Below are 16311 nucleotides of genomic sequence, written 5' to 3'. Positions count from 1 at the left end.
GGGGCGGAGTGGGCCGGGGCGTCCCGTGCATACGTCCTCCAGCGCTGGGTGGTTGCCGGGTTGCGGTACGGGGCGGAAGTTACCGTCGGTCAGCGCCGGTGGCCAGGCCCTGTCCGACACGCGCGACTCGCAGGGGAAACCGGACAGAAGATGTCGGTTTTCGACGCCACACTCGTCGTATGGCAGGAATCGAGAACTGGGGAGCCTTCTCCCGTGCCGAGCCCGAACTCGCGAAGACCGTCGAGGGGCGCTTCGGCGCGTTCACCCATCACATCCTCGCGACGCTCCGGAGGGACGGGTCGCCCCGGACCACGGGTCTGGAGGTGCGCTTCCTCGACGGTGAGCTGTGGCTCGGGATGATGCCGAACTCGCTGAAGGCGCTGGACCTGCGCCGCGATCCGCGGTTCGCGCTCCAGGCGAACCCCGGCGAGGGCACCGGGATGGGCGGCGGTGACGTCCGCGTCAGCGGGCGGGCGTTCGAGGTGACGGACCCGGAGGTGAAGGCCGCGTACACGAAAGAGGTGGAACCGCCGGAGCAGTTCCACCTCTTCCGCACCGAGCTGACGGAGGTCACACGGACCTACGTGGAGGACGACAAGTACCTCGTCCTCCAGGTCTGGAAGCCCGGCGCTCCCCTGCGCACGATCAAGCGCACGTAGGGGTCAGACGCACGCGGGAGTCACTCCCACTCGATCGTCCCCGGCGGCTTGGAGGTGACGTCGAGGACGACCCGGTTGACGTCCCGGACCTCGTTGGTGATCCGGGTGGAGATCTTCGCGAGGACGTCGTACGGCAGCCGCGACCAGTCGGCGGTCATGGCGTCCTCGGAGGAGACCGGGCGCAGGACGATCGGGTGGCCGTAGGTGCGGCCGTCACCCTGGACGCCGACGGAGCGGACGTCCGCGAGCAGGACCACCGGGCACTGCCAGATGTCGCGGTCCAGGCCGGCCGCGGTCAGCTCCTCGCGGGCGATGGCGTCGGCCTCGCGGAGCAGGTCCAGCCGCTCCTTGGTGACCTCGCCGACGATCCGGATGCCGAGACCGGGGCCCGGGAAGGGCTGGCGCTGGACGATCTCGTCCGGCAGGCCCAGCTCCTGGCCGACCATCCGGACCTCGTCCTTGAACAGCTTGCGCAGCGGCTCGATCAGCTTGAACTCGAGGTCCTCGGGCAGGCCGCCGACGTTGTGGTGGGACTTGATGTTGGCGGTGCCGGTGCCGCCGCCGGACTCGACGACGTCCGGGTACAGGGTGCCCTGGACCAGGAACTCGACGGCCGGGCCCTCGTCGGCGATGATCTCGGCCTGCGCCTGCTCGAAGACGCGGATGAACTCGCGGCCGATGATCTTCCGCTTCTCCTCGGGGTCGGTGACCCCGGCGAGCGCCTTCAGGAACCGCTCCTCGGCGTCGACGACCTTCAGCTGGACGCCGGTCGCGGCCACGAAGTCCTTCTCGACCTGCTCGGTCTCGCCCTTGCGCATCAGACCGTGGTCGACGTAGACGCAGGTCAGCTGGGAGCCGATGGCCTTCTGGACCAGGGCGGCGGCCACCGCGGAGTCGACGCCGCCGGACAGGCCGCAGATCGCGCGCTTGTCGCCGACCAGCTCGCGGATCGCCTCGACCTGCTCCTCGATGACGTTGCCGGTCGTCCAGTTCGGCTTCAGGCCGGCGCCGCGGTACAGGAAGTGCTCCAGGACCTGCTGGCCGTGCGTGGAGTGCATGACCTCGGGGTGGTACTGGACGCCGTAGAGCTTCTTCTCGTCGTTCTCGAAGGCGGCGACCGGGACGACGTCCGTGGAGGCCGTGACGGTGAAGCCGTCGGGGGCGGCGGAGCAGGCGTCACCGTGCGACATCCACACCGCCTGCTCCTCCGGGGTGCCCTCGAAGAGGGTGGAGGACGAGCGGGAGACGTGCAGGCCGGTGCGGCCGTACTCACGGGCGCCGGTGTTGTCGACGGTGCCGCCGAGGGTCTGCGCCATCAGCTGGAAGCCGTAGCACATACCGAAGACGGGGACACCGGACTCGAAGATCTGACGGTCGAGCCGCGGAGCGCCCTCCTCGTACACCGACGACGGGCCGCCGGAGAGGATGATCGCCGCCGGGTTCTTGGCGAGGATCTCGTCGACGGGCATGGTGCTCGGGACGATCTCGCTGTAGACCCGGGCCTCGCGGACTCGACGGGCGATGAGCTGGGCGTACTGCGCACCGAAGTCGACGACCAGAACGGTGTCGGGGGCGGCGGCAGCGGGAGTCGCTGATGACACGGGGTGCCTTCCGGCGGTTGGGCTGGTCCTTGTGCTTGTCGATTCTACCGAGACGGCCGTGGACGACGCTCCGTCGCATGCTCCGATCACGACCGCGGGCGGGCGGGTGTGACGAACGCCGCTTGGAAGCGCGCCGCCGCACGTGCATACTGGGCGCCATGCTCACGCACCCGACCTTCCTCTTTACCTATGGCGACCGGCCCGCCGGCTGCCATGGTCGTGCTGCTTGAGCAACTGACAAGCGACTTCCCAGGCGCCCCGGGCCGACAAGGTCCGGGGCGCCTGTCGTTTCTCCGGTTCCTGTCGTCTCCGGGGCACCGCATCCCACCGCCACCCACCGTGATGAGGAGCCCCACATGACCGCGACCGCAGCGGAGAAGACCGGCGCGCGCACCACCGAGGCCGCCGATGTGATCACCGGCGCCCGTGAGCGCATCGACGCCCTGGACGACCGGATCATCGGTCTGATCCAGGAACGGATGGCCGTCTCGGCCGTCATCCAGCAGGCGCGGATCCACTCCGGGGGCCGGCGGGTCAACCTCTCCCGCGAGATGGAGGTGCTCGGCCACTACCGGGACGCCCTCGGCAAGCCGGGCACGGCCCTCGCGATGACGCTGCTGGAGCTGTGCCGGGGCAAGATCTGACGCGACGCTGCCGGCTCGGCCGCCTGGATCCGCGTTCCGTGTACGTACGTGCGCATCGGCTCTCACCTGTACGGCGCGTGACCGCACGCGGATCGCTTCGTTGGTCCCGGTGTCCGTGCCAGCCAGGGGCGGGCCCGAAGAGAACCACGCGTGGCTCGCTGGAGCGATGAGGCGTACGGATCATGCCGTATGTCGTGGGACCTCGCTCCAGGGAAGTGACCGGACGGCAGGGGACAGCAGCCCGGTCACCCAGAGAACGGCCGGCTCCGGGGACGCCCGGGGCCGGCCGGCGGGAACTGGGCAGTCCCACCCGTCCCCCAGCGGACCGGGCCTTTTGTCCCACGGGGCTCCCTGGATACCGCCGATCACGCGGATACCGCCGATGCCGCCGGATCAGGCGAGATTCCGCAGATCGCGCGTCACCCCGCACACGTGCGGCGCCCCCCGCCCCCGGCGCCGCCTCCCAGGCACCGGCACTGCGCTGACGCCGGTGCCTGCCGACGAAGGGCTCCGCGGCTCCGTCCCCGCGGGGCCCTTCACTTCGCCGGGGCAGGCATCCGGGCAGGCGCCGTGCACCCACGAGCATCGGGCATCCACATGTGACCCAGGCCACACAAGAATTCTGTGAATCCGAGGACAACCATTCACAGGACTCACCGATCAAACCTGCCGACCAACGGTCACACCGCGCCCCACACGCGGCCCGCCCCACGCATGCCGCGTCACCGCGGCACCGGACACCTCGAGGTCTTCATGAAGCTTCGCCGCGCCCTGACCGCAGCGGCCGCGACGGCGGCGATGGCCCCGCTGGCGCTGCTCTCGGCGCCGGCCGCGTTCGCCACCGGGGACACCGCGTCCCCGGCCGCGTCCGCGACGGAGACGGTGTCCGGGTCCCCGACGTCCACGGCTTCCGCCTCGGCCACCGAGACCGCGCCCGCGCCGAGCGGCTCCGTCACCGGGGCGCCGAGCGAGTCGGCCCCGGCGCCGACCGGATCCGACTCCGCCTCGCAGACCTCCAACCCGCTGGCGCAGTCCACGGCCCCGGCCCCGTCCGGTTCCCCGTCGGCCTCCCCCTCGCCGTCGGCGAGCCGGTCCGCCGACGCGACGGACCCCGAACTGTGCGCCGACCCGGACGACGACTCGGTCGGCCTCAGCGAGACGCTGCGCAGCGGTCTGTCCGGCCTGGCCGAGACGGTCGTCGCGGGCAGCGGCTGGGAGGACTTCTCCTTCGACGTCTCCAACCGCGGGGACGAGGAGATCGAGAACATCGTGCCGCTGATCGGCGTCGCCGCGGTCGGCTGGGACGAGGAGGACTACTCCGGCGAGATCACGGTCCAGGTGCGCGACAAGGCCAGCGGCTCGTGGAAGACCATCGCGAACACCGGTGGCGAGGGCGGCACGTTCCCGGCGTTCTCGCTGGGCGCGGGCCGGTCCGTCTCGTTCCAGATGCGGCTGAGCGTCAGCGGCGAGGTGCCCGACGCGCTCGGTCTGACCGGCGGCTTCGCGCAGTACGCGGACGACGAGGGCTGCTGGATCGCCGACGACCCGAACGGCTGGATCTACTTCTTCGACATCCTCGCCGCCGGCTCCGACGCCGGGGACCCGGGCGACGCCAAGCCGCAGACCGGTGGCATGGCCGAACTCGACGAGGTCAGCTCGGTCCAGGCCACCGGCAGCCTCGCCGAGACCGGTTCCAGCTCCGTGCTGCCGGTCATCGGCCTGGTGGGCGGTTTCGCCGTCGTGGCCGGTGCGGGCGCGGTGTACGCGGTGCGCCGCAGGAAGGCCGGGGCGTAGGCGCACCGGCCGTACCGACCAAGAGGGACCTGCGCTCGGAGGGGGGCGCAGGTCCCTCTTCATGTCCGGCGGGCCCGGACCGGGCTCAGACCCCCTGCATCATCGGCGGCTCGGGCTCCACCGGCGGCTCCGGCGCCTTCGGCTCCACCAGTACTTCCGGCTCCGCCACCACTTCCGGCTCCACCAGCAACTCCTGCTTGCCCAGCAGTTCCTGCTCCACCAGGGCTTCCGGCACCGCGTCCGGCACCGCTTCCTGCTTCTTCGGCGGCACCGCCGGGATGCCGAGGAAGGGCAGCCGCAGGGCGCCGAACGCGTGCGCGGGCACGGCCGGCCGCCGCGGCTCCACCGGCGTCAGCCGCCGGTACGCCGCTCCCGGCTCCGGCCGCGGGTCGGCCTCGCCCTTGTTCGGCCAGTACGACATCGCCCGCTCGGCCTGGGCGGTGATCGTCAGCGACGGGTTGACGCCGAGGTTGGCGGAGACTGCGGCGCCGTCGACGACCGAGATGCCGGGGTGGCCGTAGAGCCGGTGGTACGGGTCGATGACCCCGGTCTCGGGGGAGTCCCCGATCGGGCAGCCGCCGAGGAAGTGCGCGGTGAGCGGGGTGCCCATCAGCTCGCCGATGTTCGACCCGGCGAAGCCGTTGATGGATGCGGCGAGTGCGGAGGCGCCCTCCGCGGCGGCCTTGATCTGCTTGGGGTTGGGGGCGCCGTGGCCCTGCCGGGTGGTGAGCAGGCCCTTGCCGACGCCGGACGGCTTCAGATACGTCGTCAGGGAGTTGTCCAGCGACTGCATCACCAGGCCGATGATCGTCTTCTCCGACCAGCGGCGGTTGGACAGCGATCGCATGACCAGCACGGGATGGCGGACGGCGTGGCCCAGCCAGGCCAGGACGCGGGAGGAGCCCTCGGCGTAGGGGACCTGGACGATCGACAGGCTGCCCATCGAGTTGGAGCCCTTGCCGTAGCGCACCGGCTCGATGTGGGTGTTCTCGTCCGGGTGGATGGAGGACGTGATGGCGACGCCGCGGGTGAAGTCGGGTTTCTGCCCGCCGCTGACCTCGCGGTAGCGCCGGTCGGTGGTCTGGGCGCCGACCAGGGCCTCGGAGTTGGTGCGGGTGAGCATGCCGAGCCGGTCGGAGACGCGGGGCAGCCGGCCGCCGGCCTTCATCCGGTGCAGCAGGGTCTGGGTGCCGTAGGTGCCGGCGGCGAGGACCACCTTCTCGGCCGTGAAGACGCGGCCCTTGCCCTTCTTCTTGTTGTCGGTGGGCAGGGTGGCGACCGCGTAGCCGCCCTGGGAGTCCTCGGTGACGGACACGACCGTCGTCATGGGGTGGACGACCGCGCCCGCCTTCTCGGCGAGGTGGAGGTAGTTCTCGTTGAGGGTGTTCTTGGCGCCGTGGCGGCAGCCGGTCATGCACTCGCCGCACTCGGCGCAGGCCCTGCGGGCCGGTCCGGCGCCGCCGAAGTACGGGTCGGCGACCTCTTCCCCGGGCCGCGCCTTCACGCTGCCGTCGGCGTCCTTGCCGTCGCCGAAGAACACCGCGACGGGCGCGAGGTGGAAGGTGTCGCCGACACCCATGCGCTGCGCCGCGTCCTTGAGGTGGACGTCGGAGGGGGTCATCGTGGGGTTGATCCGTACGCCCAGCATGCGTTTGGCCTGGTCGTAGTACGGCCCCAGCTCGTCCTGCCAGTCGGTGATGTGCCGCCACTGGGGGTCGTCGAAGAAGGGTTTCGGCGGGACGTAGAGGGTGTTGGCGTAGTTCAGGGAGCCGCCGCCCACGCCCGCGCCTGCCAGGACCATGACATTCCCGAGCAGGTGGATGCGCTGGATGCCGTACATGCCGAGCTTCGGCGCCCAGAGGTAGTTCCTCAGGTCCCACGAGTTCTTCGGCAGGGTGTCGCGGGTGAAGCGGCGGCCGGCTTCCAGGACGCCGACCCGGTAGCCCTTCTCGGTCAGGCGCAGGGCGGTGACGGATCCGCCGAAGCCGGAACCGACGACGATGACGTCGTAGTCGTATGGCACGTGCTCTCCTCGTTGAGAACTGCCGGTGAGGGGCCCGGCGCGGCGGGCCGGGCCCCGGTGGCCGGGCTCTAGCGGAAGCGGAACGCCTTCATCAGGCGGAGGCTGCGGCTCATGAAGGCCGCGTACTGTTCGTCGTCCATGCCCAGCGACGGCGCCATCGGCAGCAGCCGCTGATGGGCGATCGTCTGGGCCTCCGTGTACTTGAGGATGCCCTCGGCGCCGTGGCGGCGGCCCAGACCGGAGTCCTTCATGCCGCCCATCGGGGCCTGGGCGCTGCCGTAGGCGGGTGCGTAGCCCTCGTTGACGTTGACCGTGCCGGTGCGCAGCCGGGCGGCGACGGCCCGGCCGCGGCGGGCGTCCTTCGTCCACACCGAGGAGTTCAGGCCGTACGGCGTGGAGTTGGCGTGCTCGATCGCTTCGTCCTCGGTCCGGAAGCGGTAGAGGGAGACGACGGGGCCGAAGGTCTCCTCGGTGCACACCGTCATCGGTTCGGTCACGCCGTCGAGGATGGTCGGCTCGTAGAAGTACGGCCCGACGTCCGGGCGGGCCACTCCGCCCGCCAGTACCTTCGCGCCCTTGGCCACGGCGTCCTCGACATGCCGCTTGACGGTCTCCAGCTGGCGTTCGCCGACCAGGGAGCCCATGTCGGCGCCGTACGCCAGTGACGTGCCGAGCCGCATGGCCCTGGTGCGGGCGGCGAAGCGCTCGGCGAAGGCGTCGGCGATCGACTCGTGGACGTACAGCCGCTCGATGGAGATGCACAGCTGGCCGGCGGAGGAGAAGCAGGCGCGGACCGCGCCCGCCGCCGCCTTCTCGATGTCGGCGTCCTCCAGGACCAGCATGGCGTTCTTGCCGCCGAGTTCGAGGGAGACGCCGACCAGCCGGGCCGCGGCGCCCTGGGCGACCTCGCGGCCGGTGCGGGTCGAGCCCGTGAACGAGACGTAGTCGGCGTGCTTGACGACCTCGGGGCCGACCACCGGGCCCTCGCCGAGGACCACCTGGAAGACGTCGGCCGGCAGTCCCGCCTCGATGAGCAGGTCACGGGCCCACAGGGCGGTCAGGCAGGTCTCCGTGTCCGGCTTCATCACCACCGCGTTGCCCGCGACGAACGCGGGGAGCGCATCACCGACGGACAGCTCCAGCGGGTAGTTCCAGGGGGCTATCTGGCCCACCACACCGCGCGGGTGGCGCAGTTCGACGACCTTCGTCAGCGTCGGTACGGCGCCCGCGTGCCGCTTGGGCTTCAGATAGGCGGCGGCCCTGCGGCCGTAGTGGCGGGCGGCGACCGCGACGGCCTGCACCTCCTCGTGGGCGTGCAGCCGGGCCTTGCCGGTCTCCAGCTGGATCAGGTCCAGCACCTCGGCCTGGCGCTCCAGCAGCAGGTCGTGGAAGCGGAGCAGGGCGGCGGCGCGGTCCCGGACCGGCGTCCGCTCCCAGACCGGCTGCGCGGCACGGGCCGCCTGGAACGCCTTCTCCACGTCCTCGGGCGTCGACTCGGGCAGGTCGGCCAGCTTCTCGCCGGTGAACGGCGTGTGGTTCGCGGTCCGTCCCGAGCCGACCACGCCCTTGGTGAGCTGGGCCACCAGCTCGGGCGTGACCACGTCGGCGGCGGTGCGCACGCCGGGCGGGGCGGGGGCGACGGGGTTGGTGCCGGTAGCGGCCTTCTCGAGAGCCTGCGCGTCGGTCATGAGCCGCAGGGTATGCCGCGCCGCACGCTTTGTGTACCCGTCGGTAACGCGGATTCACCGACCGCACACATGACGCCAGTGATCACTGGCAACAAACGTGCTGATCAGGAGCGTTGTGCGGCCGATGACGAAGCCGCGACGTCGAGGCGGTCGCGGGCGCCCGTGAACACCGCCATGCCCTCCCTCTCCTCCGCCCCGCCCTCGGGCATCTCGACACGCAGCTCGTACAGCCCGCCGTCGGCGGTGCGGACGAACAGTTCGACGACCCGCTTCCGCAGGCCCTCGTCGCCGAAGGTGCTGTCGGACCGCACCGCGTCCCAGCCCCTGAAGCGGGTGGGGGTGTGCCGCGTGGTCGCGTTGCCGAAGAACTCGAAGGTCGCCGCGTGCTGTTTCGCCTGGCTCAGCGGAGTTCCAGGGGCTCTGTCCCACTTCGTCAGGCGGACTTGGACGGGACCGTCGGCGGCGGCGTACTCCACCACACGGGGCTGGAAGGCGGCACTGCCCTGGCGGGCGAACTCCTCGTAGCCGGGAGGAAGGGCGAGCGTCACACCCATCTCCTTCTCCGGATGGGGGACCCAGCCCCCGAGAGCGGACCCGCCGGTGGGGCTGGGCTTCGGTGCGGGGGAGGCGGTCGAGCGGCCGGTCGTGGTGCTCTTCGCGTCGTCCGTGACGGCTCCCCCGTCCGGGCCGGTGAACAGCGAGACGCCGAGCCAGACGGCACCCGCCAGGAGACCGCCGAGGAGGGCGAGGGGAACGAAGGGGACGGTGCGGCGGTGCGGGGAGCGCCGGGCACGGGGATCCCCGGCGGGCTCGGTCCCTGCGACGGCCAACGGTTCGGGAGCCGCCCCCAGCGGCATCGTCCCGACGTCGTCCCCGAACTCCGCCAGCGCGGAGGCGTCCTGGAGTGCGGGCTCCTCCGACAGCGTCGGCCACCTCAGCTCCGGCAGCTCGGCCTGCCGTTCCTCGGGCCGCTCCCCCGCCCTCTGTCCCGGCTCCGCCGGGCGCGCCGCCGCTTCCAGCGCCACCGGTTCCAGCGCCGCCGACTCCAGCGCCGCCGCGTGCAGCGCCGCCGCGGTCTCCTCCGCGTCCGGGCGCAGAGCGGGGTCCTTCTCCAGCAGCCGGACCAGCAGCGGGCCGAGGGCACCGGCCCGCCGCGGCTCGGGCAGGTCCACGGTCAGGATGGCGGCGAGCGTCGCCGCCGGCGCCGTACGGCGGAAGGGCGACCAGCCCTCCACGGCGGCGTACAGCAGGACGCCGAAGGACCACAGGTCGGAGGACGGGCCCGCGCCGCGGCCGGACATCCGCTCGGGGGCGATGAACTCCAGCGAACCCACGAACTCCCCGCTGACGGTCAGGGAGTCCTCGCCCTGGACGTGCGCGATGCCGAAGTCGGTGAGGACGACCCGGCCGTGACGGCCGAGCAGCACGTTGGCGGGTTTCACATCGCGGTGCACGATCCCGACGGCGTGCGCCGCGCGCAGCGCGCCGAGGACCGCGAGGCCGATCCGGGCGGCCTCGGCGGGCTCCAGCGGCCCGCGCCGGAGCACCTCGTGCAGGGACTCGCCGCGCACCAGCTCCATGACGATCCACGGCAGTCCGTCCTCCTCGACGACGTCGTGGACGGCGACGGCGGACGGGTGGTCGACGCGGGCGGCGGCGCGGGCCTCGCGACGCAGGCGCTGGGCGGCCCGGCGATGGACCTCGTCCTCGGGATCGCCGGGCAGGCGGGGCTGTTTGACGGCGACCTCGCGGCCCACCAGTTCGTCGTGGGCCCGCCAGACGGTGCCCATCCCGCCGGAGCCGATCCGCTCGATCAGCCGGTAGCGCCCGCCGACCACCCGCTGCGCGCGCGGCCGCTGTCCGCCACCGTCACCGTCACCCATGCCTCATGCCTCATGCCCCATGCGCTGTTCCCCGTGCCCGCCCCGCACGCCGCCCTGACGCCGACGCGGCTCTCAGAGGCTGTCGATCTCCAGGTTCGCGATGGCCGTCCTGGCCACCTCACGTCCCCGCTCCGTGAAGTCGCCCTTGCCCGGGTAGCTGACGGTGAGCTTGTACATGTCGCCGCCCTTGGTCCGGTAGTAGAGGATCCGCATCTCGCGGTGCAGGGGATTCTCCGTGTCGTCGGTGAGGTAGGTGATCGTGTTCTCGGCCGCCGGACGGCCCTTGAACGTGGCGTCGTCGACCGGTGCGGTCCTGGGCCCCTTCGGCATGTCGACGTCGTAGTCGCCGATCTCCTCGAAGCCGGCCTCGTCCTCGTACATCTCCGCCTCGGCGGAGCCCGCGATCTCGCCGGTCGTGTCCTCCGCCTTCCTGTCGAGTCGGAGGTGGATCCAGATGGCGTCACTCGGGTCCGAGTACGTCACCCAGTGATCGTCGTCGGTCTCCTCCGGCAGGGTGCGGGTGTAGGCCTCCGGCACGGCGAGCGTGGCGTCCAGCTCCTTCACCTGGTGGGTCTTCCAGCCGTCCGGCAGCGGCCCCGCGAACGGCTCGGCGATCACCAGATACGCCGCCACCGCCGCCGCGACGACCGCCGCGCCGAGTCCGATCAGCGTCTTGCGGCCGATCCGTACGCCGCCCCGGCGGCCGGAGTCGCGGGTGACGGTGACGACCTGCGTCGGCGCGGGCGCCGGCGGGTTCGCCGCCGCCTCCAGCAGGGCGCGGACCTGTGCGGCACCCGGCCGGTGCGCCGGGTCCTTCCGCAGCAGGCCGTTGATGACCTCGGCGAGCGGGCCCTGCGCGGAGGCGGGCGGCGCCGGGGTGGCGTTGAGGACGGACTGGAGGGTGGCCGGGGTGTTGCTGCGGCGGAACGGGGAGACGCCCTCGGTCGCCGCGTACAGCACCACACCGAGCGACCAGAGGTCCGCCGCCGGGCCGGGACGCTGGCCGAGCACCCGCTCCGGGGCGATGTACTCGGGCGAGCCGACGAAGCCGCCGGTGTCGGTCAGGTTGGTCTCGCCCTCGATCTGGGCGATTCCGAAGTCGGTGAGCACGACCCGGTCGTGCCGGCCGAGCAGGACGTTGTCCGGCTTGACGTCGCGGTGCAGGATGCCGGCTGCGTGCGCGGCCTCCAGCGCGCCGAGCACCTCCAGGCCGATGCGGGCCGCGTCGCGCGCGCCCAGCGTGCCCTCCCGCAGGACGTCACCGAGGGAACGTCCCTGCACCAGCTCCATCACGATCCACGGCCGGCCGTCGACCACGGCCACGTCGTGCACGTTCACCACCGCCGGGTGGTCCAGCCGGGCCGCGGCGCGCGCCTCGCGGCGCATCCGCTCGAAGGCGTTGGCGCGTTCCCGCTCGGGAAGGTGGTCCGGGACGCGCGGCTCCTTCACGGCGACCTCGCGGTCCACCGTCTCGTCCTTGGCCCGCCAGACCGTGCCCATGCCGCCGTGCCCCAGTTTGGCCAGCAGGCGGTAGCGGCCGGCGATCAGACGCCCGGTGCCGGGCTCGGGGGCGGACTGCTGCGCCTGCTGGGCGGGGTGTTGCGGCTGCTGCTGCGGGCCTGCCGGGGCAGGTTCCGCGTAGGGATTGCCGGGGTGCGGGACGCCGGGGTGCGGCGCGCCGGGGTGCGGGTGCTGACGGCCGGCGGACGGCTGCTGCTGGTGCGGGTGCGATACGCCGGCGGACGGCTGGTGCGGGTGCGACACTCCGACGGACGGCTGCTGCGGGTGCGATACGCCGACGGACGGCTGCTGCGGATGCGGCGGTCGCGGCGGTTGCAGCTCGAAGCTGGTCGGCTCGTCAGCCCCGTGGCGGGCTCCCCCGTTGTTGCTCATGGGTTCATGCATATCGCGCCAGGCACTGACGCATCCACCGGGGAGGGTGGGCGGTCACAGAGCCGTGACCCACGGTGCGGCTTATCTCCCGTTCACCCGGATACTGGAGGAGACCGACGAGGTGACCGTCGCCGTCACCGTCACACTCGGCGTCGGACCGGGCGCCGGGTCACGGCCGCCGCCCCCGCCGGTCATCAGCAGCGCGGCGGCCGACACCCCCGCCGCCGCCATCGCGGCGACCAGCAGCGCGGTCACCAGCCGGTCGCGCGGGGTGCGCCCGGTCCCGCGCGGCGGAGGCACCCGCCCCGTCTCCCGGAACGCCCGCAGCATCCGCTCGGCCTGCGCCGCGTCCAGCCGTCGCTCCGGGTCGCGCTCCAGCAAGCCCGCCACGACGGGCAGCAGCGGCGCCGCCTCCTCGGGCGGCCGGATCTCGTCGTCCACCACCGCGTGCAGGATGCCGCCCAGGGTGTCCCGGTGGAACGGCGACCGGCCGCTGAGCGCCGTGCACAGCAGGACGCCCAGCGACCACAGGTCGGAGGACGGTCCGGTGCCGGCCCCGGACATCCGCTCCGGCGCGGTGTACTCGGGCGAGCCGACGAAGGAGCCGGACTCGGTGAGCGTGGTGGCGCCCGGCACCTGGGCGACCCCGAAGTCGGTGAGGACGACGCGGCCCGTGCCGGACTCGATCAGCACGTTGGCCGGCTTGAGGTCGCGGTGCAGGACTCCGGCCGCGTGCGCGGTGCGCAGCGCGCCGAGCAGATGCACACCGATCCGCGCGGCCTCGTACGCGTCGACGGGTCCCTGGGCGGAGATCCGGTCGGCGAGGGAGCCCCCGTCGATCAACTCCATGACGATGTACGGGCGTTCGTCGTGCACCACCACGTCGTGCACGACGATGACGTGCGGATGGCTCAGCCGGGCGACCGCGCGGGCCTCGCGCAGGATGCGGTCGCACTGGCGCCGTGACTCCTCCGGGGAGAGGGAGGCGTCCTGGGCGATCTCCTTCACCGCCACCCGGCGCCGGAGCAGCTGGTCCGTGGCCCGCCAGACGAGCCCCATGCCGCCGCGTCCGAGCAACGCCTCCAGCCGGTACCGCCCCGCGATCACCCGGCCGTCCGTCCGCTCGGTGCTCATGCGCCCATGATGCCCCAGCCGGAGCCACCCCCTCCGGGGATAAAGACGCAGGTTGGCCGACAACCGACGGTCCGTCAGCGGAGTTCGGTCACGGTGGCGGGGGCACGGCCGGCCGGTCAGCTGTGGCCCGGCCGCCAGCCGCGCAGCACCGTGTCGAACCGCTGCCGGGTCGTCTCCCAGTCGGCCGCCGGTCCGGACATGTAGATCGCGTACTCGACGCCGTCGCGGCTGAGGTACATCAGGTCGATGGCGCGGCGCGGGCCGGCATACGTGCCGGGGTCCGTCTCCAGCGCGGTCCAGGTGTACTCCCACAGGGAGCCTTCACGGTCCCGGTACACCTTGTCCGCCAGCGCGACCCGCCGGTACTCGGCGAGCCGCCGCACCTGCTGCTCCAGGTCGACCTGATGGTCGTAGGCGTTGTCGAAGTCCGGGGAGAGGTCGACGGCGACGCGCAGCAGATGCACTCCGCCGTCGGGCGAGTAGTCGATCTGGGTCAGCTGGCCGTCGTCGCCGTAGACACTGCGCTCCCAGTCATCGCCCGGCAGGGAGAGGCTGAAACCCACCGGGTCGTCGACCCGGACCCAGCCGTCGGGCAGCGACGCCGTGGAGCCGCCGCCGCTGTCGGTGGGGTGCGGGGACGCGGAGGTGCCGGTCCGGGCGCCGCCGCCCCAGGTCTGCCATGCCGCCGCGGTGCCGCCGCCGACGATCGCGGCGAAGGCGACGACCAGCGCCACCGTCCGCAGCCGGCGGCGCCGGGGCGTGGGGACGGCGGGCGCGGTGGCGTCCGGCCGGGTGTGGGCCCGCGTGTCGGCCACCGCCGGGCGGGGACCCACGGGGCGGGTCACCGCGTACGCCGCGACCTGCGGGCGGCGTCCCTCGGCCGCCTCGGCGAGCAGCCGCTCGGCCTGCTCCGAGTCGGGCCGGGCGGCGGGGTCCTTGCGCAGCAGCGCGGCGATGACGGGCGTGAGCGGTCCGGCCTGGCGGGGCTCGGGGAGTTCCTCCTCGACGACCGCCTGCATGGTGGACAGGGGGGAGGTGCGGCGGAACGGCGAGGTGCCCTCGACGGCCGTGTACAGCGTCGCGCCGAGCGCCCACAGGTCGGAGGCGGGGCCGGGGTCGTGGCCGCGGATGCGCTCGGGTGCGAGGTAGTCGACCGAGCCGACGACCTCGCCGGTGCGGGTGATGGTGGTGTCGCCCTCGATCTGTGCGATGCCGAAGTCGGTGAGCAGCACCCGGCTGTCGTGGGCGAGCAGGACGTTGCCGGGTTTGACGTCGCGGTGCAGGACTCCGGCGGTGTGCGCGGCGCGCAGGGCGCGCAGCACCCACAGGCCGATCCGGGCGGCCTCGGCGGGTTCGATCCGGCCGTCCGCCTTGACGGCGTCGGCGAGCGAGCGGCCCTCGACCAGTTCCATCACGATCCAGGGGCGGCCGTCGTGTTCCAGCACGTCGTGCACGGTGACGACCGCGGAGTGGTTGATCCGCGCCGCCGCGCGCGCCTCGGCGCGGGTGCGGGCCAGCAGGACGGCCCGGTCGCTCTCGGAGACGTAGAGGGCCGCGGTCAACTCCTTGATGGCGACGGACCGGTGCAGCACCTCGTCATGGGCGCGCCACACCCGGCCCATGCCGCCGCTGCCGATGGCGCCGTCGAGCCGGTAGCGGCCCCCGAGGAGCAGGCCCTGCATCTGATTCACGTTTCCCCGCAATGCTCTTGACAGGGTCAGCGTAAGGAGCGGTCCCCCATCGGGGAACCGCGGGGACGCCACGGAGACCGCACTGTGACGGTTGTCGCTTTCGGTGACGGGCGGGAACCGTTCGGCCGACCTCGGTGACACCAGGGCCAACACCGGTCCACGGCCGGGTGTTCAGCCGGTGACCTGGTAGGTCGCCGCCGCCTGTTCGTACAGCCGGGTCACCTCGTCGCGCTCCGACTCCGGGCCGCGCAGTTGCAGCACGTGATAACGGCCGTCGACGAGGATCGCGAGGTTGCGCACGAACAGCTCGCCGCCGTCCTCGCCGGTCCACGTGTACTGCCCCTCGGCCATGGTCCGTCCGCCGACCTGGATCGACTTCAGGCCGGTGGCGCTGGCCCACGTCGACTCCCGGTACGGCCGCAACTCCGGCTCGCGCTCGCGCTGGTACGCCATCGGGTCGTCACCGTACTCGTCGGCGGCGTCCCGCCCGGGGACGACGATCAGCTCGAAGTCCCCCTTGGTGTACACGACCTGGCCGCTGCCGTTCTTCGGGATGCGCTGCCAGCCCTCGGCGACGGCGACCCGGAAGCCCTCCTGGTCGGTGCGCAGCGCGAAGCCGTCCGCGGCCTCCGGCCCGGTGGTCTGGGTGTGGGTGGAACCGGCCGATCCGGACGGGTCGTTGGCGGACGGTTCACCGGAGGCGGGAGCACCCCCGTCGGGGCCGGGCTCACCGCTCGCGTCGGCCGTCCTGCCGGGCTCCTCGCTCACCTGCCCGGCCGCACCCGTGCGCTCGGTCCCGTCCGCCCCGCCGGTCTGCCCGGCCTTCGGCATGAACATCATCGCGTACGCGATCGCCGCGCCCAGACCGAGCAGCACCAGCAGCAGCAGGGCACGGCCGAGACTGCGTGGCGAACGATTCTTCTCCTTGCCCCGCTTGTGGCGCGCGTGGTGCACGGGCAGACCGGCGCGCCGCCTGCGCACCAGCTCGCCCCGGCGGCGTACGACGAGCAGCCGGCCGGTGCCGGCGGGGGGCGCCGCGACGACGTGCACGCCGGCCTCCGGCTCGGGTGCCGAGCGCACCAGGGAGCGCAGCCAGCCGCGCAGCTCCTCGAAGTCCAGCCGCTCGGTGGGGTCCTGCCGCAGCAGCGACTCGACCACCGGGCGCAGCGGGCCGCACTCCTCGGCGAAGGCGGGCGGCTCGGAGCACACCAGCTGCACCAGCTCGGCCGTCGATTCCTCGGGATACGGGGCGTGGCCCTGGACCGCGCGGAAGAGCAGCGCGCCGAGCGCCCACAGGTCGG

At 72.7% G+C, this 16311-nt stretch carries 11 protein-coding genes; 3 read left to right on the top strand and 8 right to left on the bottom strand.

All coding sequences use genetic code 11. The annotated features are described in order from the left end of the window. The first annotated feature begins 179 nt into the window (after positions 1-179). Entirely contained in the window at positions 180-659 is a 480-nt protein-coding gene (locus CCN42_RS06705; protein WP_086733720.1) for a pyridoxamine 5'-phosphate oxidase family protein, read from the top strand. 20 nt (positions 660-679) lie between these two features. Here CCN42_RS06705 and guaA read toward each other — a convergent pair whose 3' ends face one another. Beyond that, entirely contained in the window at positions 680-2260 is a 1581-nt protein-coding gene (gene guaA / locus CCN42_RS06700; protein ID WP_086170766.1) for a glutamine-hydrolyzing GMP synthase, read from the bottom strand. A gap of 356 nt (positions 2261-2616) precedes the next feature. Here guaA and CCN42_RS06695 point away from each other — a divergent pair, with 356 nt between their 5' ends. After that, entirely contained in the window at positions 2617-2904 is a 288-nt protein-coding gene (locus CCN42_RS06695; protein ID WP_086733718.1) for a chorismate mutase, read from the top strand. Positions 2905-3657: 753 nt separating this feature from the next. Further along, on the top strand, positions 3658-4698 hold the full coding sequence (locus CCN42_RS06690; protein WP_086733723.1) for an LPXTG cell wall anchor domain-containing protein: 1041 nt from the start codon (positions 3658-3660) through the stop codon (positions 4696-4698). Positions 4699-4783: 85 nt separating this feature from the next. On the opposite strand, the gene CCN42_RS06685 is transcribed toward CCN42_RS06690, so the two are convergent. The 7 genes from CCN42_RS06685 to CCN42_RS06655 form a co-directional block, all read right to left on the bottom strand. Beyond that, the gene (locus CCN42_RS06685; RefSeq protein ID WP_086733716.1) at positions 4784-6721 is read right to left on the bottom strand and encodes a GMC family oxidoreductase N-terminal domain-containing protein; all 1938 of its coding nucleotides are present in this window, start codon (positions 6719-6721) and stop codon (positions 4784-4786) included. 68 nt (positions 6722-6789) lie between these two features. Further along, positions 6790-8409, bottom strand: a complete 1620-nt coding sequence (locus tag CCN42_RS06680; RefSeq protein ID WP_086733714.1) for a succinic semialdehyde dehydrogenase — start codon at positions 8407-8409, stop codon at positions 6790-6792. 104 nt (positions 8410-8513) lie between these two features. Next, on the bottom strand, positions 8514-10292 hold the full coding sequence (locus CCN42_RS06675) for a serine/threonine-protein kinase (protein WP_086733712.1): 1779 nt from the start codon (positions 10290-10292) through the stop codon (positions 8514-8516). 72 nt (positions 10293-10364) lie between these two features. Next, positions 10365-12185, bottom strand: a complete 1821-nt coding sequence (locus CCN42_RS06670) for a serine/threonine-protein kinase (RefSeq protein WP_169731415.1) — start codon at positions 12183-12185, stop codon at positions 10365-10367. A gap of 81 nt (positions 12186-12266) precedes the next feature. Further along, complete coding sequence (locus tag CCN42_RS06665) at positions 12267-13319, bottom strand: serine/threonine-protein kinase (protein ID WP_086733710.1); 1053 nt, start codon at positions 13317-13319, stop codon at positions 12267-12269. A 116-nt stretch (positions 13320-13435) separates the two neighbouring features. Beyond that, positions 13436-15001 carry a serine/threonine-protein kinase gene (locus tag CCN42_RS06660; protein WP_086733708.1) on the bottom strand — a complete coding sequence of 522 codons (1566 nt, stop codon included), beginning with the start codon at positions 14999-15001 and terminating at the stop codon, positions 13436-13438. Positions 15002-15181: 180 nt separating this feature from the next. Then, on the bottom strand, positions 15182-16311 hold a 1130-nt coding region (locus tag CCN42_RS06655), incomplete at its 5' end, for a serine/threonine-protein kinase (protein ID WP_479688107.1).

Origin of the sequence: Streptomyces glaucescens, assembly GCF_002154375.1 — a bacterium.
GTDB lineage: Bacteria > Actinomycetota > Actinomycetes > Streptomycetales > Streptomycetaceae > Streptomyces > Streptomyces glaucescens.
Note: the sequence above shows the minus strand (reverse complement) of the source record. Positions and strands in the feature narration are given on the sequence as shown.